Source organism: Anabaena cylindrica UHCC 0172, assembly GCF_034931625.1.
Taxonomy (GTDB): domain Bacteria; phylum Cyanobacteriota; class Cyanobacteriia; order Cyanobacteriales; family Nostocaceae; genus Anabaena; species Anabaena cylindrica_A.
Window position 1 is genome coordinate 27,606 of the sequence record NZ_JAYGGY010000102.1, and the last position, 24,837, is coordinate 52,442.

A 24,837-nucleotide genomic window follows, 5' to 3' on the forward strand; every position below is an offset into this window, starting at 1 on the left:
AATATCTTACTCTTCCCAGTCTTCTTCACTCAATTCTTCATAGAGTAAGTCTAATCCTATCAATACTCTTTCTCTATCTGAAAGATCACCGATAATTTTGCGGACAGGGGGAGGTAATATTTTAGATAATGTTGGTGTGGCTAGGATTTTGTCTTCTTCGGCTAGTTGTGGGTTTTTGAGGACATCTATGACTTTTAAAGCATAAACACCTTGAAATTCCTGTTCTAATATATTTTTAAGTGTATTTAAAGCCCGCACGGAGTTGGGTGTGTTCCCCGCTACATAAAGCTTGAGAACATAAGTTTTTCCGACTTTATTCATAAATTTATAGACTAGGTATGAGAACTAGGAATACAAAATATGCTGAAGAGTTTGCCTGAATTGACCGCAGATACTAGTCATCGTTCAGTTGATTTTAGAACCCGAACATCTATATGCTTCGCACAGATTTGCCAAAACATCTATCAATGTTAGTCGGTAATCTAGTAATGTTTCATCACTTCTGCCTTCTAACCTTAGTTGTTTAGAAAATTCGTCAATGAGTTCCATGTGCATTTCTATAATCCGTGGCACAGGAATATTAGCATAAAATAAAGCGTTGATAAATTTATCAATGATAATCTTTAGGTTTTTGTCTGTAGTAAAGTAATTTATCAAAATGAGGCGGTAATCTGATTTAAGTTGATCTAATATTTCCTGCTTTTCGGCTGGACTCATTTCCTGAAACCATTGCTGATTACACGCTAATACATAACTATATTTCTGACTGTGAACCAATTGTTCGTTTGTGTTTAACTGTCTAATTTTTTGTAAAGAGTGAATTTTCACAGGAGCAGTAACAGGAAGTGGCAATTCAAAAAATTGAGTAATAATACTCTCTATGAAATTCCATAACTGCTCAATTAAACTTTGATGACTATATAGAACAGCATGATTATCTAAATATTTTTTAACATCAGTTCGCCAAATCAATAATATAGGTAATATCATTTATTGTTTATATATTTTCTTGGAGATGATCGCTCAGACTATGGTGTCTGGGCTAATTTATTCGGGTAAAAACTTTTAAGTAAAACCTGGTTAAAGAGCGCCCTATGTCAACAAATATTGAAGAATTGCTACTTTATAACCTATCTAAATCAGGTGAATGTTATAACTTGACTAAGTAGTTGATGAAGGGTTGAGCAGAAAGGATGCAGTAGCTAATTTCCTGATCTGAGTTATGTATATCTATCTGAATATAGATTTTTTCATTTCACTCCTTGATAAGATACATAAACGAACTTAAAGTATTGTCGCATTCTAAATCATTATAATTCCTCAAGGTTCTAAAACGAATCTTTGGAGCGATAATTGTTTTAGCTGTAACTATAGAAGAGGAGTTTAAATACCAGTATCTGACTGGTGAAGATGACCGCTCTGGAAACAGAGTGACAGAGAGAAGTATGGAGGCTCTGGAAACTGTGGGAGGCAAGCGATTGCCTGTCAGAGCCAATTTAGTTGCTTCATTTAAATTTGAATTGTAACCAAAGACGCTTATATGAGTCTTCTTGAAGGATATTGCTTCAGGTATGAAAACCATCAGCACTTTGGCAGATGTTGAAGCCAGAGGCGACGACAGGAAGAATGACCCCCTAAGCCTTATGTTAATGCTACAGTACCCGCTTTATGACTTTCTAGCAACCGTACCCAGCTGCCCAGAAACGAGTACTCTGGCAGTGGTGCTGGAGATTTTGGAGAAGGAGCAGTGCGATCGCCTGGTAGTGGTGAATCAACAACAATGCCCAATCGGATTGTTGTACTCTGCCCGTTTAATTCCGAAATTATTGGCAGCAGCCAATGGTGACACGTTTTTAAATCTACAACAGCCAATCTCTACGTTGAGTTCTAGTCTGATTTCGCCAATACAGACAATACCAGCTTCTGAGCGGCTAGAAAAATTTAGTTTGTTTTTGCCATGCCAACAAAGCCAAAAAAATAGAAATTTAGATTGGGTGTTGATCGACTCAGAGGGGAAATTGTTGGGGCTGCTAGATAACCCCAAGCTACTACGTTTTTTGGCTAAAGAGAAAACAGCAATTGTTTCTGGTATGCCGTCAACTGAGACAAAGAATCATGCTGTGGCAAAAACTCGTCGCTACAAGCAAAATCAACATCAGTCACGTAGACAAAATCCTTTAGTACAGTTGCTGGAAAGACTACCTTGGCCTTTGATGTTACAAACCAGTAGTGGCGAAGTGGTAACACAAAATCCAGCTTGGTGGCAACAATTGGGAGTTTTCAAAGATCCAGAAGGAATTAGGCAAGAAGTAGAAACTATCCTTGCTCCTGTTCATGTTAAAAACCAAGAAAAAAATCAAGAATACGTCAATCCAGTCAATCCAAAAGCTGTGAAAGTTTCCTTCAATGGTAGAGGAGATGAAAACGAAGAGCCAACCACATTGATGAAACGGCATCTTAGAAGTGAAGGAATTAAATCCACAGGTTCATCTTCAGTTTTGCCTATCATGCAGGAGCCACAAGTACCTGTAAATAGTACATCTAGTCACTGCTTTTTGGATACTCAACTGGGTACTTGTACTTGCGTTGTCGAAGTTCAGAATGGTCAGGAGCGAATTTGGCAGTTTACTAAAATCCTTTTAGATAGTCCTGAGTTGAAGATTTGGAGTGCTGATTCTGAAATTACACTCAGAAGTGAAAATTCAGAACTGGGTAATGATGAGTTGTGGTTAGTTTTAGCAACTGATGTCACCGAGCAACAACAACTTTTTAAAGAACTGGCAGCTAAGAATGCCGATTTGATTCAACTAAATCGGTTAAAGGATGAGTTCTTAGCTTGTATTAGTCATGAATTGAAAACACCGCTGACAGCAGTTTTGGGTTTGTCACGGTTACTAGTTGATCAACAATTAGGAGAATTGAACGAGCGACAAGCGCGTTATGCCAGCTTAATTCATCAAAGTGGCCGACATTTGATGAGTGTGGTTAATGATATTTTAGATTTGACGCGGATGGAAACTGGACAGATGGAACTGAATCCGTCTCCAGTGCAAATTAGGGAAGTGTGCGATCGCGCTTTATCAGAAATAAAAACACACCACAATCAACCAAGCAAAATTACCCCATCCTCTTCATCCGCAAGTCAGCATTCACCAGATCACCAATTCAGCCTCACCATTGAACCAGGCTTAGAACAGATCGTCGCCGATGAATTACGATTGCGGCAAATGCTAGTACACTTACTTTCCAATGCCTTTAAATTCACCGAAACCTCTGGAGAAATAGGACTGCGGGTGAATCGTTGGGAAGGATGGATTGCATTCACAGTCTGGGATACAGGCATTGGCATTCCTGAACATCAACAACATTTAATTTTTCAAAAATTCCAACAACTGGAAAATCCCCTCACACGTCAGTTTGAAGGTACTGGTTTAGGACTAGTATTAACAAGGGCTTTGGCTCGTCTACATGGTGGAGATGTCAGCTTTTTATCTCGTGAAGGCAACGGTAGCCAGTTTACATTACTCTTACCGCCTTCTCCTCCCAAAACCAGCTTTGCCGAATCAGAAGGGGGAAATTCCGAATCACATCAACCAGCTTCCTCCCAACGCTTAGTATTGGTAGTAGAGGCAGTAGCTCGATATATTGAAGACCTCACCCAACATCTCAAAGGTTTAGGTTATCGGGTGGTAATTGCTCGATCGGGGACTGAAGCATTAGAAAAAGCTCGTCGCTTACAACCAATAACTATATTCTTGAATCCTTTGTTACCCCTGCTATCAGGTTGGGATGTGCTGACTTTACTAAAATCTGATACTGCAACTCGTCATATTCCGGTGGTTGTCACAGCCACAGGAGCAGAAAAGGAACAGGCATTTGCTCACCGAGCTGATAATTTCTTGAGCTTACCAGTAGAGCATCAAGCGTTAGTACCCATTTTAGAAAAATTATGTGCTGCACCAGAAGTTGAGCAGATAAGTTTAGAAAATACCGAAATCGCAACTACAAAAACTCCGTTGCGGATTCTCAGGTTGGTAAATCCAGAATTAGAATCCGTCAATCCCCAACCCTCCCTGCGAGAACATCGAGTTATTGAAGTAGATGATTTAGATCAGGCTGAACTTTTAGCACGGGTGTGGCAGTTTGATGTAATTTTACTGGATGTGGAAAGTTCTACAGCCCAAAATTATCTCCAACAGTTGACTAACCACCCCCGATTAGCAGCTATTCCGCTGGTAACTTGCGATGTTGCTACTACTTTGACAGCTTCCCAAATCCCTGGATTATCAGTGTTTCCTTACTTAACTCCATTAGGTAAGGAAAGTGCCAGTCCCAAAACCAAACCTGATGCTTTATTGTCAGTACTACAAATTGCTTCTGCTATTGGCTGTCCTCCCAATATCTTGGTAGTTGATGTGACTATGTTGCGCGATTTGCCACAGGTAAGAGGTAAGCCGGTTAAGGGTTATCGAGGGGAAAAAAGTTCTGCTTTGAGAAACAATCAGCGATCTGCTGAAAGCAGCAGCGCTACGCTATCGCTCAAAAGTGACTATAGTAGTAATGATTGCTCTCAGAATACAGAGCGAGGATCTGAATGGTTCCAAGCTTTAATTCAGTACTTACAAACCGCTGGTTTTAAGGCAGCTATGGGCAACTGCTGGGCAGAAGTGCTGCAACAACTCCGTCATCAAAGTGTTGATTTACTACTAATTTGTTTGGGTGAGTCTGCTATTCATAAAGAAGTACAAAAAGCATTAACAACTTTGTCTGATTTACCGTTTAATTTGCCGCCAATTTTAGTACTGGATAAAACATTAAATCAAGTAACATATCCAGAAATAGGGCAAAATAAAAACAAAGGATATCACTCCCCAGAAATTCATGAAGCTGGTGGATTAGAACAGCTTGCCGACGGTATTGCTACCCAGGTTTTACCTCGTTCTATCTCAATGGAAGATTTATTAAGTCAAATTAATCAGGCTTTAGTTAAAAGTAAAAATGGGTAATTGGTCATTGGTCATTGGTCATTGGTAAATCCAAAATTCTTCTACCTCCTAACTCCTGACTCCTAACTCCTGACTCAAATTAAGAAATATCCTGTTTGTTTTTCTCAATTTTCTGCAAGGGAATACGAATGAGATTATAAGCACCTTTGGTGGCTATATTCTTGTAATCGTCTGGTTGAAAGTTCATTTCAATCAACTTTTTATGCTCCGTTAGAAGTAGTAGTGATGGTGGTTTGACTTTTGCGGAGGTTTGATTTTGAATATAGCCTAGAGCCTCTTGGGAAAACTTCAAGTAATTGACAGTAGTGTGAGAGTAGAAAGTCACTGTAGGCTTTTTGAAACCTACCATGACTAATTCTTCATTGGGTTGTTTTTCTTGGACAGCGATCGCAGATAATTCTCTTAAAGGTAACTGACGCTGTTGATCCATTACAAACAAAGTGGGCATTAACACCATTGATAAAAATGCCACGAAGCCTATTAAATTAATCGCAATAATGGGACGTAGATGATAATTCAATATCAAAGCAGCAATAATAATCGCACTAACAAGCCAAATTATCCCTCCCAAATTTGTTAACCCCAGATTTTCAATCTTTTGGTATAAATCTGGTGCAGCCGGATCAGTACCTACTAATTGGAGTAGGTTAAATAGTCCTATTGATAATGTCGATAAAAAGGCCACATTTACCCAACTACTAATATTGAAAGATTTTAGAGGTTTGGGAATTTGGGGATTTGGGAAAAGGTCACTCCAAAACAATGCTACTAAAATAGATGCTGCCGGCATTAGAGGTAATAGATAGCTGGGGAGTTTAGTGACAGCAATGGTGAAAAAACCAAAGACACCCAGAAACCAGAAACCAGCAAATAAACCCAATTGTTGAGAACGTTCTTGATCTAGCCAGTGCCTTCTCTGCAAAAATTTTAACCTAGCTATGGATGCAGGTAGAAAAACTGAGTATGGTGCAAAGCCCAACAACACCACTAAAAAGTAAAAATACCAAGGGGCTGAGTGACCATTCACAACCTCTGTAAACCGATCTATGTTGTGATAAACAAAAAAGGCATTAATAAAATTCCAGCCATTGCGCCAAGTCACGAAGACATACCAGGGAGCAGATAAAGCGAAGACTATGCCTATGCCCAAAATCGGCCGCATTTCTCGCCAGAGTTCCCAAAATTTACCCAAATATAGGGCAAAGGCAATCATGATTAGTCCTGGTAAAACAATTCCGACTGGCCCTTTAGTCAAAATTGCCCCAGCAATCAGCACATAACAAGCCAAATACCATTTATTGGGGAAGCGAGAGGGTAAAGAATTTTGAGCATATCCCAGAAAGAAACATAACAAAGCTGAGGCTATGCAACCGGTGAGTAACATATCAGAAACACCGACTCTAGCCCAAACAATCATTTCGGGATTAAATGCCATTAAAGCCGATGCAACAGCGGCTGTTAAATAACGACGAGTAGGATTGGCAACTTGCTCTAATTGATCTTTTTTAGCAAAATACCACTGGACAACGTAAAATGCCAAAGCCGTTACAGCCGTTGCTGCCAGTGCAGAAGGGATACGGGCTGCCCATTCATTCACCCCCATGATAGAATATGCGATCGCTTGACACCAATAAATTAACGCCGGTTTGTCAAAACGAGTTTCACCATTAAAAAATGGGGTAATCCAATCACCTGTAACTAGCATTTGTCGGGAAGCTTCCGCAAAAAGCGGCTCAGTTTCATCAATCAAGCCAATATTGCCTAAATTCCAACCAAAAGCTATCCAGTTAATCAACAGCAACCACACAATTGAAATAGTCACAGCAAGGGCTGGACGCTTTTCTATCTTTTTAAACCATTGCTCAATAGGGCTGGTAACGCTCAATTTTAGCCTCATAAATCCATACTTATAGACACGGTGAGTCGCGTCTTTCTCATCCACAATAATTCAAAAGTCGTTCTTAAGTTCAATTTTGTTCTCTAGAGTGGCATTTTATCGAACAGAATTCAGGAGTCAGGAGTCAGAATTCAGAATGAATTTTGTCCGACTGGCGCATAAATAAACGGATTTAAGACCCCTCAAATTGAAAATTTTGTGGTCTACCCATATTAGGTTTAATCTATTATTAAGCTATTTTTGCAACTTGTACATTTTTGTTGCTCATTGATTCCCCATTATGGAGTTAGTTCCAATTGCCATTCTTTAGTTTGGGAATTCCATTGTGGTGAGGGAGTTTCGCCAACAACATAAGGACCCCAATAGCTTCGGGAACCATCTTGGGCAAAAGCTACTAAAATATCTCCTGTTTCTAGTTTTAAATTACCCTCTGGTAGGGATAAAATTAAACCTTTTTGACTACCTTCTTGGGGAGCAAAATCCCAATGAGCGGGAACATTATATTTAGTTTTGTTGTTGGAAGATTGTTTGTTTGTTGACTTGTGTGCTAATAGAGCTAGACGTACAGGTTGATTTGTTTGATTACTCATTCGCAAACTGCCTAAGACTTTGCTTTTATTAGCAGAGCTTATCTGATAGGCCGATACATCAGGTGAATTTTCTACACTGGGTTTTTCTGATTGCTGGTTGGGAGTAGTTGTAATATTGTTTGCACCAGCAGATATAACTTTTTCGGAACCTAGAGGTGCGGGTATTGTTTGCTGTAATGTAGATGTTTCTTCTGGGGATAGGTTTGGGTTAGTAGGCTCAAAGGATACACTCATTCCCAAGCATCCAGCTAGGATTCCTAGTAGCCCAAATGCTAAAGATATAACAGTAAAGTTACGATATATGGAAGTTTTCATAATGATACTTTTCAGAGATAATATTTTTTAGGCTTAATCCTTGTCAATTCTCAGTTGAGAGTTCCATCCTTTGGGTTTAAGTGAATGTAGTTCAGAATCGCCTATTTTTTCTACTTGCTTGAATAGATAACTTTTCTGAATGTAACTGTATTGATTTATAATGCTATTAAATCAGTTTGATTAAACCTAATCTGGAATTTATACCTTCAGTATGGGAATATTTAAACATTTTTTGATTTTTTCCCACAGTCCCATCAATGCAAAATACTCGTCTTAACAACCTGTTAGATACTATTGCTAGGCTCTTGGGGCAATGGTTTGTTAATCCTTGGCGGCGACTATCGCTTCTGGTAATTAATTTTTTATTTGGTTTCTTTTTGGGATCGGCAGTGTCTACTACCACTGGACAAAGAGGTGTATTGGACATGGTGATAGCTGCTGTTTTAGTCCTATTAACGGAGGTTACTAGTAGAATATTTTACAGTCGCAGCTTTTTGGCTAGACAGGCGCTCTGGGTAGAAGCACTTAACTTTCTTAAAGTTGGTTTCATCTATAGTCTATTTGTGGAAGCCTTTAAGCTAGGTTCTTGATTTTTTAGAGCGGGTGCTAGTTATGGTCAGTAAGTGGCTGAATGAAATTTTGATCCCAGGTGCTACAAATGCATCTTGGCAAGTTTTAGCACAAAGGGCGGCACTGGCGGATACTGAGAGGGCAAAGGTTTTTGATATCACTCCGGCCAATGTATCTCAAGTCATTCAAGAGCGATCGCACCTACTATCACTAGTGTTACCTTCTTTTCGGCAATTTTGCCAAAATAACCTACAAATTCCGCCGCAGCAAATGTTACAGGTATTGTGGGATTTGTGGCTACCGTTGGGGATCAAAATAGCATCAAGTCGTCAAGAGTTGGGTAGACCTTTCATTCAGGGGATTTTAGGTGGACAAGGAACTGGTAAAACCACAATGTCGCAGATTCTCAGCTTGATTCTCCAGCAGTTGGGATATCGTACTTTGAGCTTATCTTTGGATGACTTGTACAAAACTTATAGCGATCGCCTGGCTTTAACGCAGGAGTACCCCCGTCTGATTTGGCGTGGTCCACCAGGAACCCACGATATCGACTTAGGTTTAAGTTTACTCGATCAGGTTCGTCAAGGCAAGAATCCTGTGAGCGTTCCCCGTTTTGATAAATCAGCTTACTCTGGTGCAGGCGATCGCACCACCCCAGAAATTGTCACCGATGTGGATATTGTCTTATTTGAAGGTTGGTTCGTAGGTGTACAACCAATTAAAGAGGAAGCTTTTACCAACGCACCACCGCCCATTATTACAGATGATGACCGGGCTTTTGCTCGTGAAATGAATCATCAACTCAAAAATTATCTCCCACTTTGGCAACATTTAGATAATTTAATAGTCCTATATACCAACGATTACCGCCTTTCTTTAGGGTGGCGTCAGCAAGCAGAAAAACAAATGATTGCCGCTGGTAAATCCGGGATGAATAATTCACAAATAGAAGAATTTGTTAATTATTTTTGGCTCTCATTGCACCCAGAATTATTCATCAAACCATTGCTTAAATCTCATTTCGTTGATTTAGTTATTGAAATTTCTCCTAACCACTCAATTGAAGCAATATATAAGACTCATATTTAATTTTAAAATCCTCTATTTTATGGAATGCCATTTTTATTTAATGGTAGAATTGTAAACCTCAAAACTAAATAATAAATAATAATAAATACATGGAAGTTTCAAATATTCATACCCAATCAAATTTTGACATTACCAATTGTGATCAAGAACCAATTCATATCTCAGGACATATTCAGCCACATGGTGTTTTACTTACATTGCAAATACCTAATCTGAAAATTGTACAAGCTAGTGAAAACACAACTCAATTTTTCGGTATTCCCCCAGAATCTTTACTTGGTCAAAATTTAAGCTATTTATTATCTGAAGAACAATTCCAGTTAATGAATAAATTCTTAACTGATGAAAACTATTTATCTATTCATTTATTAGAAATTCAATCACCTACTCAAGCAATCTACCCTGTTTTTTTAGGAATTATTCATCGCTGCTCTGATAATTTTATAATTCTAGAACTGGAATCTCATCCCACTCAATCAATTGCACATTCACTTGTATATATTAATCTGCTAGAAAGAGCAGTATCTAACATCAGAAATACACAAAATTTACCTCAACTATCGCAAACTATCGCCCAAGAAATTAGAAATATAACCCAGTTTGATCGAGTGATGGTTTACAAATTTGAACCAGATTATAGTGGTGTCGTTATTGCTGAAGATAAGCAAATTCATCTAGAAAGTTACTTAGGGCTACATTATCCAGCCTCTGATATCCCTACTCAAGCTAGAAAACTTTACTATGAAAATTTACTGAGAGTTATCCCAGATACTAAATATCAACCTGTCAAAATTATTCCCATAAATAATCCCCTCACAGATACACCCCTCGACTTAAGTAGAACCATATTAAGAAGCATATCACCGCTGCACATTGAGTACTTGCAAAACATGGGTGTCACTGCTTCTATGTCTATTTCTATAATTAACGAAAACAAACTTTGGGGTTTGATTTCTTGTCACCATTATTCTCCCAAATATATAGATTATGAAGTTCGCAAAACTTGTGAATTTATTGGACACTTTGCCTCTATTGAATTAATTAATCAACAAGACCGTTCATTCAATTTCTACCGTCAACAAGTCAAATTAATTCAGGAACAACTAAACCATAACTTAACCAATGAATTAGATTACATTGGCAATGTTTTCAAACGCAATGAATCAAGTTTATTAAATTTACTTAGAGCTACTGGTGCTGCTGTCTTATTGCAAGGACAATTAATCTTAATCGGTAATACTCCCTCCGTAGAAGATACTCAAGAGCTAGTAGAATGGATACTAAATCAAAAAAATCAACAAGAGATTTTTTACACAGATTCTCTCTCGCAACTATATCTAAAAGCTACTAATTTTAAAGATATAGCTAGTGGTATTTTAGCAATCTCAATAGTTATCCATCACAGGTCTTATCACATGATTTGGTTCAGAACAGAGCAAGTCCAAACTGTGAATTGGGCAGGTAATCCGCACAAAGCCGTATCTGTTAACTCAGAAGATAAACAGTGCCTCACACCACGCAAATCCTTTGAATTATGGAAACAGACAGTTAAAGACAAATCACTACCTTGGCAAGCATTTGAAATTGAAGTAGCACAAGAAATGAGAAATAGTCTCATGCTTGTCGCACTAGAGTTTTCCCAATTAGCATTACAACAAGCTGCTGAACAAGCAGAAATTGCCAACCGCGCTAAAAGTCAATTCTTAGCCAAGATGAGTCATGAATTACGAACTCCTCTCAATGCTATCTTGGGTTTTACTCAAATATTAACCCGCAATAGTTCATTATCTGAAGAAGACCAAGAAAATTTAGACATTATTAGTCGGAGTGGTGAACATTTACTAGCTTTAATTAATGATGTTTTGGAAATGTCTAAAATTGAAGCTGGTCAACTTACCCTTAACGAAAGCTACTTTGACTTACATCGTCTAATTTACTCTATTCAAGAAATGTTTACCCTCAAATCTGCTGATAAAGGATTGAATTTAATTACTGAATTTAGTCCAGAAGTGAGTCAATATGTGTTTGGTGATGAAGGTAAGCTCAGACAAATACTAATTAATCTCATAGGTAATGCTATCAAATTTACCATTTTTGGTCATGTCGCCATCAAGGTATCCTATCCTCAAGATTCTGTATCTTTAGCAGTAGAAACAGGGAAAGTAACTGTTGAATTTAAAGTTGAAGATACAGGCACAGGTATTGCTGTTGAAGACCAGGAATTAATTTTTGAAGCTTTTTTACAAGCTAAAGGTGGAAGACAGTTTATGCAGGGTACTGGATTGGGTCTAGCAATTAGTCGTCAATTTGCCAGACTTATGAAAGGTGATGTGAAAGTTGATAGTATTTTCGGACAAGGTGCAACTTTTACTTGTCGTGTCCAACTTAGTCTAACTGATAACATTGATGTTGTTACTCCCATCCAAAATATCAAGCGAGTAATTGCTCTAGAACCTGGACAGCCTCAATATAAAATCTTAATTGTTGAGGATATTCTAGAAAATCGACAGCTAATTGTCAAACTACTCAAATATGTTGGGTTTGATGTCCGTGCAGTAGAAAATGGCTTAGAAGCAATTGAAATTTACAAAGAATGGGAACCCGATCTTATTTGGATGGATATTCAAATGCCTGTGATGAATGGATATGAAGCAACTAAGAAAATTCGATCCATGACTCAGGGTAAAAAATTGATGATTATTGCTCTGACTGCTAGCGCGTTTGAAGAAGATAAAAAAGCTATTTTACAAGTAGGTTGTGATGATATTGTTGCTAAACCTTTTGAAGAAAATATTCTTTTTGAAAAAATGGCACAATATTTAAATTTACGCTATCTTTATGCAGATAGTACTCATCCAATAAAACCACATATAGATGATCAGAAATTTAAACTATTGAACGCATCAGATTTACAATTTATGCCTCATACTTGGATTTCACAAGTTCATGCAGCAGCCTTGATTATTGACGAAACTCAACTCTATACGTTATTTAAACAAATTCCTACTAAGTATCAACAAATAGCTGATATATTGAAAAATTTGGTTGATAATTTCCACATCGAAACGATTATTAATCTTACTTCTCATGAGTAAAATATAATAATGCATTTAACTAGATACCATAACGATTGTAGTCTAATTCTAATTGTTGATGATAACCCAGACAATCTCCGCTTGTTATCTAAAATGTTAGAATCAAAAGGATTTAAAGTAAAAAAAACAGTTAGTGGTAAAGTTGCAATTCAAGCTGCAAAACTAGAACCTCCCGATTTGATTTTACTAGATATCAATATGCCTGATATTAATGGTTATGAAGTTTGCCGGCAATTAAAAGCCCAAACAGAAACTGCAAATATTCCCATAATTTTTATTAGCGCATTAGATCAAACTATAGATAAAATTATGGCTTTTGAAATTGGTGGAGTAGACTACATTACAAAACCTTTTCAAGAGTTAGAAGTTTTAGCACGGGTTAAAAGTCAACTAATTATTTACCAACAGCATCAGCAACTTTTTGAAAAAAATCAACAGTTACAGATAGAAATCAAGGAACGTCAACGAGTCGAAGAAGCTTTACTTGTGGCAAATCAGCAGCTACAAGTTTTTGCTCTTTTAGATGGATTAACAGGAGTAGCCAACCGGAGAAAATTCGATGAATATTTAAATCTAGAATGGCAACGACTTGCTCGTGAAAATTTGCCTCTATCTTTATTATTATGTGATGTAGATTTTTTCAAAAATTATAACGATACTTATGGTCATTTAACAGGAGATTATTGTTTGCAAACAATAGCTAAAACACTGAAATTAACGGTGAAGCGTCCGACTGATTTAGTAGCTCGTTATGGGGGAGAAGAATTTGCAGTAATTCTTCCTAATACAGATTCTCAAGGGGCTGTATATGTAGCTGAAGAAATCCGACAAGAAGTATATAATCTCAAGATTCCCCACACTCAATCTAGAGTTGATAAGTTTGTGACTGTAAGTATTGGAGTTACCACTATTTTTCCTAAAATAGAAACTATACCAAATACTTTAATAGAGATTGTTGATAAAGCACTTTACACTGCAAAAGCACAGGGAAGAAACAGAATTATAGCTAAAAGTATCGAGTAAGATCATGTTTTTTATACTGATCATATCTGTTGGGGCTGGTAATTGCTAATTATCCGATTATGATATCTGATGTAAATTGATTATACTGCAAACGGGTGAAATTTGGACTTATGTCATACTGAGCGTAACGTAGTGCAGCGAAGTATCTCGGAGATTCTAGAGCCTACGGCACGCTACGCGAACACTTCGTTCAGAATGACACTTTTAACCCGTTTTTAGTATAAGTACTAGGTTGCTGATTGTAAAAATAGAGTCTATACTAGATAGAGTATATAGACGTGTAAAGCTTATTAAGCAGAGATGAAGATATAGGGGTTTTTCTGATTATAGTCACAATTCTTATCCGTGAGTGACATATTATCAGTATTCAGGGCTGGATGATAAAAGCCAGATGACTTTCTACTCCGCTATTAATTCTTTGACTCTTTTGACTAATTTTTTAAACAGGGCATATCTATCGTTGTCAGCAATTCAGTGTGGGTAATACTACTCAAACAGAAGGATTTTTTGCACTTAAATGGTGCAACATTTCTGCCGTGATTATCGGCTGTATCCTACCTGTGCGAGTGAGCATACCTGCATAAAAATGAGAGTGTTGACAAATTTCATGTAGAGAAAATTGTTTGCTTTACTTCTCCTTGATAAAAGTAGGTATATCTATGTTTTTTCATCAATCTTGTCAGAGTTATAAATCTATTTTGATTATTGATAATGATCCAAATAATCAATGCTCTTTATCTAAAATTTTACAATCGCAAGGAATAACAGTCAAAAAGACTGTAAGTGGTACAACGTCCATAGAAGTTGCTAAACAAGAACTTCCTGACTTGATTTTACTTGATATAAATATACCTGAAATCAATGGATATGAAGTTTATCAGCAATTAAAAACTCAGATAGAAACTGCCAATATTCCCATACTATTTATTAGTACTCCAGAACAAACTCTAGCAAAAATCATGTCATTTAATATTGGACGAGTGGATTACACAGAAAAAAATTTTCAAGAATCAGAAGTTTTAGCACCCAGAAAAAATAAATCATTATTTTGGCAACAGCATGAGGGAATAATGAACCAAAATCAAGGATTATGGCAAGAAATTTGGGAATCTCAAAAAGCTAAACAAACTATCCAAGTAACAACTCTAGTAGATGAATTAACAGGAATTGCTAATCGGAGAAAATTTGATGAATATTTTAATCTTGAATGGCAACGACTTTCTCGTGAAAATTTATCCTTGTCTCTACTATTATGTGATGTAGACTGTTTCAAAAGCTATAATGACACTTATGGTTATTTATCAGGAGATAGTTGTTTACAACAAATAGCTAAAACAATTAAATTATCGGTTAAGCGTTCAACTGATTTATTAGCTCGTTATCAAGAAGAAAAGTTTGCCATAATTCTTCCAAATACAGAATTTGAAGGTGCTGTTTATTTAGCAGAGCTAATCCGCAAGGAAGTGTATAATCTCAAAATTCCTCATTCTGAATCTAAAGTTGATAATTTTATTACATTGAGTATAGGATTAGCAACTATATTTCCTCAGACAAAGATACTTCCAAATACATTAATTGAAATGGTTGACAAAGCACTTGCTGAAGCTAAAATTCATGGTAGAAACCTGATTGTAGCTCGAAAAATAATATGATGGAGACAGAAATTATTTCTAGTCTCCAGGCAATTTTAAATATGGACTAATAACTAATTTTACACTTGAAATTGCTCAATTAAATCATAAAAAGGTTGCCAATTATCTTCTTGTACAATTGGTTCCCAAATTGATTCAATTACAGGTCTTAGCAAGGTGGATGGTGGATTATATTTAGCTAGAGTTTTGGCAATAGTTTCCATTTGATAGGGATCAAATTGATTGAGAATTTGATGATAAAGTATGCACCAATTATCAAAAATTGAGGATGCTCCTAACACAGGGACAATTTCTGAAGTGTTCATCACGAATGCAGGTTCATCTCGCCATTTGCTCGAAAAAGTAAAAGCCATATCTGAGAAAAACTGATGATAACTAATTTGACTTTCTTGCAAAAAGGTAATTGTTAATTCTAAGAGTTGATCAGCTTGGGCAAATGTACAATTTTCAAAACCCAATTTTTTCAACATTACAGTTCGATATTCTGCCTGATAATATTCGGCAAAGTTAGCTAAACTACTTTGCAAGTCACCCATATCAATTACTGCTTTTAAAGGTTCTTGCAGCATTTCTAAATTCAAGTGACAAATACTAGGTTGCTGTCCGTAACAATAGCGTCTATAATAATCGAAATATGCAGCGGTAAAGTGGAGATCATAAGTAGGAATAAAGGCATAAGGCCCATAGTCAAAACTTTCTCCTGTAATCGACATATTGTCGGTATTCAAAACTCCATGACAAAAGCCAGCAGCCATCCACTGTGCTACTAGTTCTGCTACTCGCTGCACTAGTTCATGATAAAATAGGGCATATTTATCATTTTCAGCATTTAGATGTTGGTAATAAGTTTCTATTACATGATCTAATAGCTTTTTAGTTAAGTCAGGACGCTTTAAATAGTGTAATCGTTCAAAAGTTCCAAATCGGATATGAGATTTACTCATCCGGATCATTACTGATGAGCGAGTGGGGGAAGGTTCATCTCCACGCCAAAGACCTAAACCTGTTTCAATCATACTCAGACAGCGTGAGGTTCTCACACCCAAGCGTTGTAGCAATTCTGCTGCTAAAACTTCCCTGACTCCACCTTTGAGGGTGAGCATTCCGTCACCACCACGAGAGTAGGGTGTTGTCCCAGAGCCTTTTGTGCCAAAGTCGTATAATTCGCCATCAGTGCCGCGTATTTGTCCATAAAGAAAGCCTCTACCGTCACCCAAGCGTGAGTTATATTCACCAAATTGATAACCGTGATAACGCAGAGCTAATAAGGGTTTACGCCCTTCAAATTTGCCAAAAGCGCTAATAAAGTTTTCGTCTGTGACTGCTTGGGGATCAATTCCTAAACGGGGTAGTAGTGCATTATTGCGCCAACGCAGGATATGTTGGGGAAATTCTGCTGCTGCAACTTCGTCAAAGTAGTCATCACCTAGGGATTCTAAGGCGCTTTCGTAGTTAAGGGTGAGAAAAGGATTAATGGAATTTGTGTGATTTGGAGTTTCAGCCGGTGTCATTATGAGTAAGAGTAAATTTAAATTGATCTTATTTTAATATTACATCTGAAATAATTCGTAATTCGTAATTAATTATTTCTGCATTCTGCCTTTTGACTTCCTGGCTATGATTTCCAGTTTTGATTAATCAAGCTAGTGAGAATATGATCTTCCCATTTACCATTAATCAATAAATAGTCTCTAGCATATCCTTCTATGACAAAACCAAGTTTTTTTAGTACGTTACCGCTGCGGCGATTGTGTGGCATATAATTAGCCATGATGCGGTGAAAATTTAACTCTTGAAATACATATTCAGTCGCGGATTTTAGAGCTTCTGTCATGTAACCTTTATCTTGTGCATTTTCTGCTAGATTATATCCAACATTACAAAAACTAGCTGCTCCGCGTACAAAACTGCTGAAATTGACAAGTCCAATAATTTCCTTTGGTTGGATTTGGGGATAAATAAATAATTTTAAGGAGTAGTCATTAATGAATTCTCGATGATATTGTTCTATCTGATCTTGCCAATATTCTCCTGTGAAAAAACCATTAATCCAAGTAGGTGAAAATGGTGTAAGATAAGCTTTGTTTGCAGTGAAGTATTTAAGAATTTGGGGAATATCTTCTGGAATTGCTATTTGTAATAATAGACGATCGCTTGTAATTAATGGCGGTTCTAAATTCATATACTATAAATCAGTAAATCTGTATATTTTAAAATATGCTGAAGAAGTTGTAAATTTATTGTGTGCTGGCTGTACTTGACTGTAATGTTATGTTAATAATCACAAATACAGTTGTTGATAAATCTAATCTATAAAAGGATAGTGAAGGTGGGAATACGCTACGATTGGCAGCAAGCGGAGATTTTGGCAATATATAATACACCATTTCTAGAGCTTATTTATCAAGCTGCTAGTGTACATCGCCAATTTCATGACCCAAAACAAATACAAGTTTGTAAGCTTATCTCTATTAAAACAGGTGGTTGTCCAGAAGATTGTAGTTACTGCGCCCAATCTTCTCGCTATAAAACAGAGGTGAAGCCGGAAGCGTTGTTAGAAAAAGAAACGGTGATTAATATTGCTAAAAAGGCTAAAGAAAGCGGTGTGAGTCGCGTTTGTATGGGTGCTGCTTGGCGAGAGGTGCGGGATAATTCTCAATTTGATGATGTTCTGGATATGGTGCAGGATGTCACGGCTATGGGTTTGGAGGTGTGCTGCACTTTAGGAATGTTGACAGAGAATCAGGCCAAGCGGTTAGAAGATGCGGGATTGTATGCTTATAACCATAATTTGGATACTTCTGAAGAATATTATAGTGCGGTGATTACTAGTCGGACTTATAGCGATCGCTTGCATACAATTGAAAATGTCCGCCAAACTAATGTGACTGTCTGCTCTGGTGGTATTCTCGGCTTGGGTGAAAGTGTGGAAGATCGGGTAGGAATGTTATACACGCTATCTAATTTACAACCACATCCAGAATCTGTACCTATTAATATTCTCTCACAGGTTCCCGGTACACCTTTGGCAAATCAACCGGAAGTACCAATTTGGGAAGTGGTACGGATGATTGCTACCGCGAGAATTGTCATGCCCACTTCTGATGTGCGTTTAAGTGCAGGTAGATCAAAACTCTCCCAAGTTGAACAAGCTTTATGCTTTATGGCTGGTGCTAATTCCATCTTTTCCAGCGATGATAACAAAATGCTAACGGTGACAACTCCCTGTCCAGATTATGATGCAGACCGGGAAATGCTGAATTTACTGGGTTTAGAAATGCGTCCACCATTCCAAAAACAGGAAAAAACACCTGCTGCTGTGATGATGAAATAACAATATAGGGAAACCAACCAAAAGGGCAGGAAAATCCTGCCCCTACGGGATTTTCGGCTTAAATGATCTTGGCAGAACGCAGACCAAACAGTAAACCGACAGCTATACCCATGAACACGCCTAAAAATACAATATATTCAACTACAGCCATTTGAGTTTCTCCACATTAGGTTAGTTACTTACTTTCTATTGAATCATTATTAATTCGTAATTCGTAATTCTCAAGAATTCTTTCCCAGTCCCCAGTTCCCATATTGCGATAAAATACGCGGAAGAGTGCTTCAATAGGGTTAGAGAATGAGTTCTGCAATTAGCGTAAATCTACCGGAAAAGTCTTACGATATATCGATCGCACCTGGGAGTTTAGATAAACTGGGTGAACAGATGGCGAGTTTGCAGCTAGGCAAGAAAGTTTTGCTAGTTTCTAACCCGATGATATTTAAACATTATGGCGAAAGAGCGATCGCATCCTTGCAAAATGCCGGCTTTGAAGTCGTCAGCTACAACCTCCCACCAGGTGAACGCTACAAAACCCTTAACTCCATCCAAAAAATCTATGATATCGCCCTCGAAAACCGTCTAGAACGTTCCTCAACAATGGTCGCCTTGGGGGGAGGTGTAGTGGGTGATATGACCGGGTTTGCAGCCGCTACATGGTTACGGGGGATTAACGTTATTCAAGTCCCTACCAGTCTCTTAGCAATGGTAGATTCAGCTATTGGTGGTAAAACCGGGGTAAATCATCCCCACGGCAAAAACTTAATTGGCGCATTCCATCAACCACGCCTAGTCTTAATTGATCCAGAAGTATTAAAAACCTTACCAGCGCGAGAATTTAGAGCGGGAATGGCGGAAGTGATCAAGTATGGCGTAATTTGGGACGCTGAACTGTTTACCCAATTGGAAGCGAGTAAACACCTTGACCAACTCCGCTATGTAAAATCCGACCTGATAAATTACATATTAACCCATTCTTGTCAAGCGAAAGCAGATGTTGTTAGCAAAGATGAAAAAGAATCTGGACTTCGCGCCATTCTTAACTATGGTCACACTATCGGTCATGCAGTAGAAAGCTTGACAGAGTATCGTTTACTTAAACATGGGGAAGCCGTTGGAATAGGCATGGTGGCAGCAGGAGAAATTGCTGTAAAATTGGCACTTTGGCAAAAATCAGACACAGAACGTCAAAACGCTTTAATTAAAAAAGCAGGTTTACCGACACAATTACCAGCAGGTTTGGATATTGAAGCCATTATTGATGCTTTGCAATTAGATAAAAAAGTCAAATCAGGTAAAGTGCGGTTTGTGTTACCAACTCAAATTGGTGCAGTGAAAGTGACTGATGAAGTACCAGCGGATATTATTAGGCAAGTGTTAAAGGAAATGGCAGGTTAGAAGATACAGAAGGAGTCAGAAGTCAGGAGTCAGGAGTTCAGGAGTCAGGAGTTCAGGAGTTCAGGAGTTCAGGAGTTCAGGAGTTGATCTCGTTCCCAGTCTCCGACTGGGAATGCTATCACAGAGGCTCTGCCTCTACTATTACACCCACACAGAGCTTTTTACCTATTCTCTAGTATGAGAAAAGACAATAGGTAATCCTTCCAAACCCCGCATTGCCAAATTTGGTATCCAAGTCAACTGTTCAGTATCCAGGCGGATATTTTGCAAGCGTTGGAGAATAGTGTTGATAGCAATTTTTGTTTCCAGACGTGTCAAAGCCGCACCTAGACAAACATGAATACCTTGTCCTAAGCCAAGATGACGATTTTCCTTGCGAGTTATTTCAAATTTATCTGGATTAGGGAACTTAGCGGGATCATGATTAGCAGCGTGTAAAACGCAATATATTTTCTCCCCATTAGTAATTAACTTACCATTTATCTCAATATCTGCGATAGCTCTACGAACTACACTAAACGCTGGCCCGCAATATCGCAAGATTTCTTCCACTGTCGAATCAATCAACTGAGGATTCTCTTGTAACATTTGTAGCTGTTCAGGATTTTGTAGCAACGCCAACAATCCATTACTAATCAAATAAGTTGTAGTTTCATATGCACCTGCCATAAAAGTAATGCAGGTTGCTGTCAGTTCTTCATCACTTAGTACACTACCGTGATCTTCAGCAGCTATTAACTGATTAATTAAATTATCGCTAGGAGATTGACGGTACTTTGCAATCAAATCATCAAAATATTTAATACTATCAACTAAACTTTGATAAGTAGTTTCTACCACTTCCTCACTAGCCCAACCAGCCCCAAATAGCATAAACATATTGCTACTCCAGCGTTTAAGCAGTGGGATATCCTCTAGTGGTACACCCAATAATTTTGCCGTGACAAGGGCTGGTAAAGGAACAGCAAAATCATGAATTACTTCCATTTTGCCACTATCTTGAATAGCATCTATTAATTCATCAGCAAAGTTTTGAATCAAAGGATGTAAGCTTTCTATTAGCTGTGGAGTGAATGCCTTACCCACTAAATTACGGAGTCGTGTATGTCTAGGAGGATCAGAAAATACCATCCATTGAGTAAAGTATTGATTACAAAAGTCTAGCTTTGTCTTCACTACTAAAGACTTGCTTTTGCCAATCTTGCCACCTCTGTCTACAGAAAATCTTTGATCACGGATGACATTGTAAATATCAACGTAACGAGTAAGAATCCATGACTCCAATTGAGAATGCCAATAAATCGGATCTTCAGTCCGCATTTGATGCAAAGTTGCATCAGGATTGGCAAAAAATAAGGGGTTAAGTAAGTCATACTTTTCCCCTTGTTGCAAAATTTCAGTCAACATTGATTACAAACTACTCCTACAGTGAATTGACTCTATTCCATATCTGCTTCTTTACCCGCAGTACCTCTTTTTTCTCGATAAGCTCTTGTTAGGTCTACGGTTTCAGGTACAATCTCTACTCTCGGAGCAATGACTATATATCTTGAACCTAAAAATTTGGCTTTGAAATTCTTCATCCAACCATGATGATTTAAAACATTTCGGGAATCGAATCCTACAATAGATATTCCACTCCGGTCATAACTTCCCGATAAGAGAAATGTCCAATATGTTTGGTCTGGTAATACGCCAAACTTATACTTAAAAGTAGCAGCAAAGGCTAGATAACGCCTGAAGTCCATTCCATGCAAACCTTCATCTTCATACATCCGTTTTGCAGCTACTCCAGTTTTGTACATAAGTTCTGGAGTTTTTGATGCAGATGTAATAAACCACTGATCTTCAGAAACCATTGTGTTTTTGATCATGGTTTCATGCTCGAAGTCTACATTTGCTTTGATCCCAAATTGTTGGCAAAGTTGCTTCATTGACATCTTGGCAGGCAAGTAGACAAGTAGTTCATTGTGACTATCTAATTCTTCTATTTCTTTCTTTGTAAACGGGCAAGGAGAAATGGGAATGTCTCCGTATAAATGTTCCACATAATCATTGATTTCCTGCACATAATCACGATTCTGAACTTGATTCGGTTGGGTTCTGATATCTTGCAGTAGCATCTTTAAGCTCGTTATTACAAAAGAACATTTTTTAACATAGCCTATGTTCAATAGAACTTTATTTATATTGAATAGAAAAGCGTAAAAATACTTGTATATTCTAAATATCAAGTTATTGACCTTCACCTAAGTGAGTCATTAAAAATTAAGAGCTAGTAGTAAATTTATTGATAATCAAGAAAAATTCCTAACTAATCAACTGTAATTATGAAAACAATTAAGTATTTTTACATAAAAAATGCTCATTTAAAGAGAAAATACCATCAAACTATTTAAGTAATATTACATAATTACTGGTGAATGAACCAAAAAATAATTCATCTTCTGTTCATATAAAATTGACCGAAGAGGTAGAGGGAAAACCCCTGCACCTGATCCTCTTATTTGACCAACTTATTTATTCAGCACCCTGAAAACTACCTATAGGTAACTGAATCACAAACTCCGTTCCTTCTCCAGAGGTTGAGTGAAAATAAAACTTGCCGCAGTGTTTTTGGGTAATAATTTGATAGCTAATGGATAAACCTAAGCCAGTTCCCTTACCTACAGGCTTGGTAGTGAAAAATGGATTAAAGACATTGGAACTATCTTCTGCTCTGATACCGGGTCCATTATCTGTGATGTGAATACTAATCCAGCCATCTTGATATACTGTAGAAATCTTGATTTTGCTAGGCTGAGTGTTAATTTCATCTAGCGATCGCATTTTATCCCTTTCTTCTAGAGCATCAATGGCATTGTTCAGTATATTCATAAACACTTGATTGAGTTGACCTGCGTAGCAATCAATCAAAGGCAACTTTCCATACTCTTTGATCACCTCAATACCCTTACGATCAGGCTTGGCTTTGAGGCGATTATTTAAAATCACCAGCGTACTATCAATACCTTCATGAATATCAACCTCTTTCACCTCTGCCTCATCTAAACGCGAAAAATTTCGTAATGACAACACAATTTCCTGAATCCGCGTCGTTCCCATTTCCATTGACTTGAGTACTTTGGCTAAGTCATCTTCCAAAAATTCAAAATCAATTTCATTTAGTTTCTCTATAATTTCTACAGGTGTTTCAGGTAAATAATCTTGATACATTTGTGCTAAAGACAACAAATCCTGAGTGTACTGTTCAATATGGGTGAGATTGCCATGAATGAAATTGACAGGATTATTGATTTCATGAGCTATACCCGCCACCATTTGACCTAGGGCAGACATTTTTTCACTCTGCACCATCTGAGTTTGAGTGTGGTGTAATTCTTGAATTGTTGCTTGCAGTTCCAGCGTTCGTGCCTCTACCCGTTTTTCTAGTTCAGTATTAGACTGTTCTAAATTTTGGTTAGCAGTTTCTAAAGCTGTAAAAGATTCTTGCAGTTGTCTAGCCATATGGTTAAAAGACTGGCCAAGTATCTCTAATTCATTAATACCTTTTAGCTCTACCGATTTGTTAAAATCGCCATCAGCAATTACCCGACTTGCTTGACTCAAATCTAAAATGGGTTTAATAATCCAACGAGATGTATAAATACCAAGAAGAGATGCCACTACCAAAGTCGCCAGACACAAAAAGATTGTGTTACGTGTGTTGTCCTGAATTTCCGCCATGAAATCCGACTCAGGAACAGCCAAGACAACCAGCCAGTCCAAACCCAACTGGTCGCGCCAAGGAGTAATTTGGACAAATTGGTGATTACCCTGAAAATTAAATCTCAACTGTTGTGGGTCTTGAATCAGCTGCAAATTACCCGGCTTTTGCTGTAAATACTGTGCAGTTGCTCGAATTAGAGGGCTAGAACTGTCAGTTGCAGTGATTCGTTTAGTTTGATCATTGACGATTTTGTAAGGCTTTGTATAACTAGAATCGGCAATTAATAGTCCATTACGCTCAATTATAAAAATAACGCCATTGTTACTGACGTGAATCTTTTCTAGAAAATTACTGATATTAGAAAGCAGCAAATCAACCCCAAAGACAGCAAATAATTTACCGTTTTTGTCATAGATAGGATAATTTGCCGATGCAGCAATAGAACCAGAATTAAAAGCACCAGTCCAAGGATGGACACCACTCCAAATCGGTTTACCAGCTTTGACAGTCTCTATATACCAAGGTTGTTCTAAGCCGTTATAATTATAAGTATTGAGTAGTGTAGTTTTATTACCTTGATTGTCCGTAGCATAGGAATAAATTTTAGATACTCCCTTAACAGCCTTCGGAAATATTTCTAATGTCTTCAGTTTTTTATCGGCATAGTTCCCAGCACCAGCCCCTTGACCTGTAGTTAAAAGATAGCCGTTATAGCCCAAATTTTGATAAAGCTGCATCTGTTTCCAGAGATATCGTCCTCCAACTTCCAGGTTTTGTAAATTCAACATTCCTGTTTCAACAGCATCAGCATTCATCTGATTTAGTTGATTGGGAACTGCCAAGTAGCTATTCAAATGTTGATTGACTACGCTACTGGTTTTGTCCATAATTTGAGCTACTAACTCATTGACTGTTTTCTGCCCATTTTGGTAGGAGAGATACCCAACCAAACCCACAGTCACCGAAATTTGAATGAGAAAAGGAACAATTAATAGGAAACGTAATGAAATATTGACATGATTTGTAAATTGAAAACGTTTTATCATACTACAGAAATCTTTTATACGGAGTACAGCAGCCAACAAGCTTAGTCTTCCCATATTTCTCCTTAACGGGTGACAAGGTGGTTAAACAGCTTGTTTCATAAGGGATAGAGCCTGAA

Annotated in this window: 18 protein-coding genes and 1 pseudogene; 8 read left to right on the forward strand and 11 right to left on the reverse strand. The window is 37.6% G+C overall.

The genetic code is table 11. The features are described from left to right. Window positions 1-6 precede the first annotated feature (6 nt). Together kaiB and VB713_RS22940 are read right to left on the reverse strand one after the other, a co-directional pair. Window positions 7-321: a circadian clock protein KaiB gene (kaiB, locus tag VB713_RS22935; RefSeq protein ID WP_323313817.1), complete on the reverse strand. Its 315-nt coding sequence runs from the start codon at window positions 319-321 to the stop codon at window positions 7-9. An 84-nt stretch (window positions 322-405) separates the two neighbouring features. After that, complete coding sequence (locus tag VB713_RS22940) at window positions 406-990, reverse strand: KaiA family protein (RefSeq protein ID WP_323313818.1); 585 nt, start codon at window positions 988-990, stop codon at window positions 406-408. Between the two features lie 653 nt (window positions 991-1,643). Here VB713_RS22940 and VB713_RS22945 point away from each other — a divergent pair. After that, complete coding sequence (locus VB713_RS22945) at window positions 1,644-5,006, forward strand: ATP-binding protein (RefSeq protein ID WP_323313834.1); 3,363 nt, start codon at window positions 1,644-1,646, stop codon at window positions 5,004-5,006. A gap of 79 nt (window positions 5,007-5,085) precedes the next feature. Here VB713_RS22945 and VB713_RS22950 read toward each other — a convergent pair whose 3' ends face one another. Together VB713_RS22950 and VB713_RS22955 are read right to left on the reverse strand one after the other, a co-directional pair. Beyond that, window positions 5,086-6,903: a glycosyltransferase family 39 protein gene (locus VB713_RS22950; RefSeq protein ID WP_323313819.1), complete on the reverse strand. Its 1,818-nt coding sequence runs from the start codon at window positions 6,901-6,903 to the stop codon at window positions 5,086-5,088. Window positions 6,904-7,181: 278 nt separating this feature from the next. Further along, on the reverse strand, window positions 7,182-7,808 hold the full coding sequence (locus tag VB713_RS22955) for a hypothetical protein (protein ID WP_323313820.1): 627 nt from the start codon (window positions 7,806-7,808) through the stop codon (window positions 7,182-7,184). 257 nt (window positions 7,809-8,065) lie between these two features. Between VB713_RS22955 and VB713_RS22960 the strand changes: the two genes are divergently transcribed. From VB713_RS22960 to VB713_RS22975, 4 genes are all read left to right on the forward strand, one after another. Next, a complete protein-coding gene (locus tag VB713_RS22960; RefSeq protein WP_323313821.1) occupies window positions 8,066-8,398 on the forward strand; it encodes a DUF565 domain-containing protein in 333 nt (110 codons plus the stop codon). Window positions 8,399-8,420: 22 nt separating this feature from the next. Beyond that, on the forward strand, window positions 8,421-9,467 hold the full coding sequence (locus tag VB713_RS22965; RefSeq protein ID WP_323313822.1) for a glycerate kinase: 1,047 nt from the start codon (window positions 8,421-8,423) through the stop codon (window positions 9,465-9,467). Window positions 9,468-9,556: 89 nt separating this feature from the next. Then, window positions 9,557-12,562, forward strand: coding sequence for a response regulator (locus VB713_RS22970; protein WP_323313823.1), 3,006 nt, complete (start codon window positions 9,557-9,559; stop codon window positions 12,560-12,562). A 9-nt stretch (window positions 12,563-12,571) separates the two neighbouring features. Then, window positions 12,572-13,585 (forward strand): PleD family two-component system response regulator, encoded by a 1,014-nt coding sequence (locus VB713_RS22975; protein WP_323313824.1) that lies wholly within the window; start codon window positions 12,572-12,574, stop codon window positions 13,583-13,585. Window positions 13,586-13,875: 290 nt separating this feature from the next. On the opposite strand, the pseudogene VB713_RS28325 reads toward VB713_RS22975, so the two are convergent. Next, window positions 13,876-13,968: pseudogene (locus VB713_RS28325) on the reverse strand (hypothetical protein); the annotation flags it as partial. Window positions 13,969-14,244: 276 nt separating this feature from the next. On the opposite strand from VB713_RS28325, the gene VB713_RS22980 reads away from it, so the two are divergent. After that, on the forward strand, window positions 14,245-15,237 hold the full coding sequence (locus VB713_RS22980; protein ID WP_323313825.1) for a diguanylate cyclase domain-containing protein: 993 nt from the start codon (window positions 14,245-14,247) through the stop codon (window positions 15,235-15,237). Window positions 15,238-15,296: 59 nt separating this feature from the next. Here the strand turns inward: VB713_RS22980 and VB713_RS22985 are convergent, their stop codons facing one another. Together VB713_RS22985 and VB713_RS22990 are read right to left on the reverse strand one after the other, a co-directional pair. Next, complete coding sequence (locus tag VB713_RS22985) at window positions 15,297-16,748, reverse strand: protein adenylyltransferase SelO (protein WP_323313826.1); 1,452 nt, start codon at window positions 16,746-16,748, stop codon at window positions 15,297-15,299. 104 nt (window positions 16,749-16,852) lie between these two features. Continuing rightward, on the reverse strand, window positions 16,853-17,419 hold the full coding sequence (locus VB713_RS22990) for a GNAT family N-acetyltransferase (protein WP_323313827.1): 567 nt from the start codon (window positions 17,417-17,419) through the stop codon (window positions 16,853-16,855). Between the two features lie 147 nt (window positions 17,420-17,566). On the opposite strand from VB713_RS22990, the gene bioB reads away from it, so the two are divergent. Beyond that, on the forward strand, window positions 17,567-18,571 hold the full coding sequence (gene bioB / locus VB713_RS22995; protein ID WP_323313828.1) for a biotin synthase BioB: 1,005 nt from the start codon (window positions 17,567-17,569) through the stop codon (window positions 18,569-18,571). A gap of 58 nt (window positions 18,572-18,629) precedes the next feature. Here bioB and petL read toward each other — a convergent pair whose 3' ends face one another. Then, window positions 18,630-18,722 carry a cytochrome b6-f complex subunit PetL gene (petL, locus tag VB713_RS23000; protein WP_013193238.1) on the reverse strand — a complete coding sequence of 31 codons (93 nt, stop codon included), beginning with the start codon at window positions 18,720-18,722 and terminating at the stop codon, window positions 18,630-18,632. Window positions 18,723-18,868: 146 nt separating this feature from the next. On the opposite strand from petL, the gene aroB reads away from it, so the two are divergent. Continuing rightward, window positions 18,869-19,966, forward strand: a complete 1,098-nt coding sequence (gene aroB, locus VB713_RS23005) for a 3-dehydroquinate synthase (protein ID WP_323313829.1) — start codon at window positions 18,869-18,871, stop codon at window positions 19,964-19,966. 165 nt (window positions 19,967-20,131) lie between these two features. Here the strand turns inward: aroB and VB713_RS23010 are convergent, their stop codons facing one another. The 3 genes from VB713_RS23010 to VB713_RS23020 form a co-directional block, all read right to left on the reverse strand. Continuing rightward, entirely contained in the window at window positions 20,132-21,373 is a 1,242-nt protein-coding gene (locus VB713_RS23010; protein WP_323313830.1) for a cytochrome P450, read from the reverse strand. A 32-nt stretch (window positions 21,374-21,405) separates the two neighbouring features. Continuing rightward, entirely contained in the window at window positions 21,406-22,089 is a 684-nt protein-coding gene (locus VB713_RS23015; protein ID WP_323313831.1) for a hypothetical protein, read from the reverse strand. Between the two features lie 397 nt (window positions 22,090-22,486). Further along, a complete protein-coding gene (locus VB713_RS23020; protein ID WP_323313832.1) occupies window positions 22,487-24,721 on the reverse strand; it encodes an ATP-binding protein in 2,235 nt (744 codons plus the stop codon). Between the last annotated feature and the right edge of the window lie 116 nt (window positions 24,722-24,837).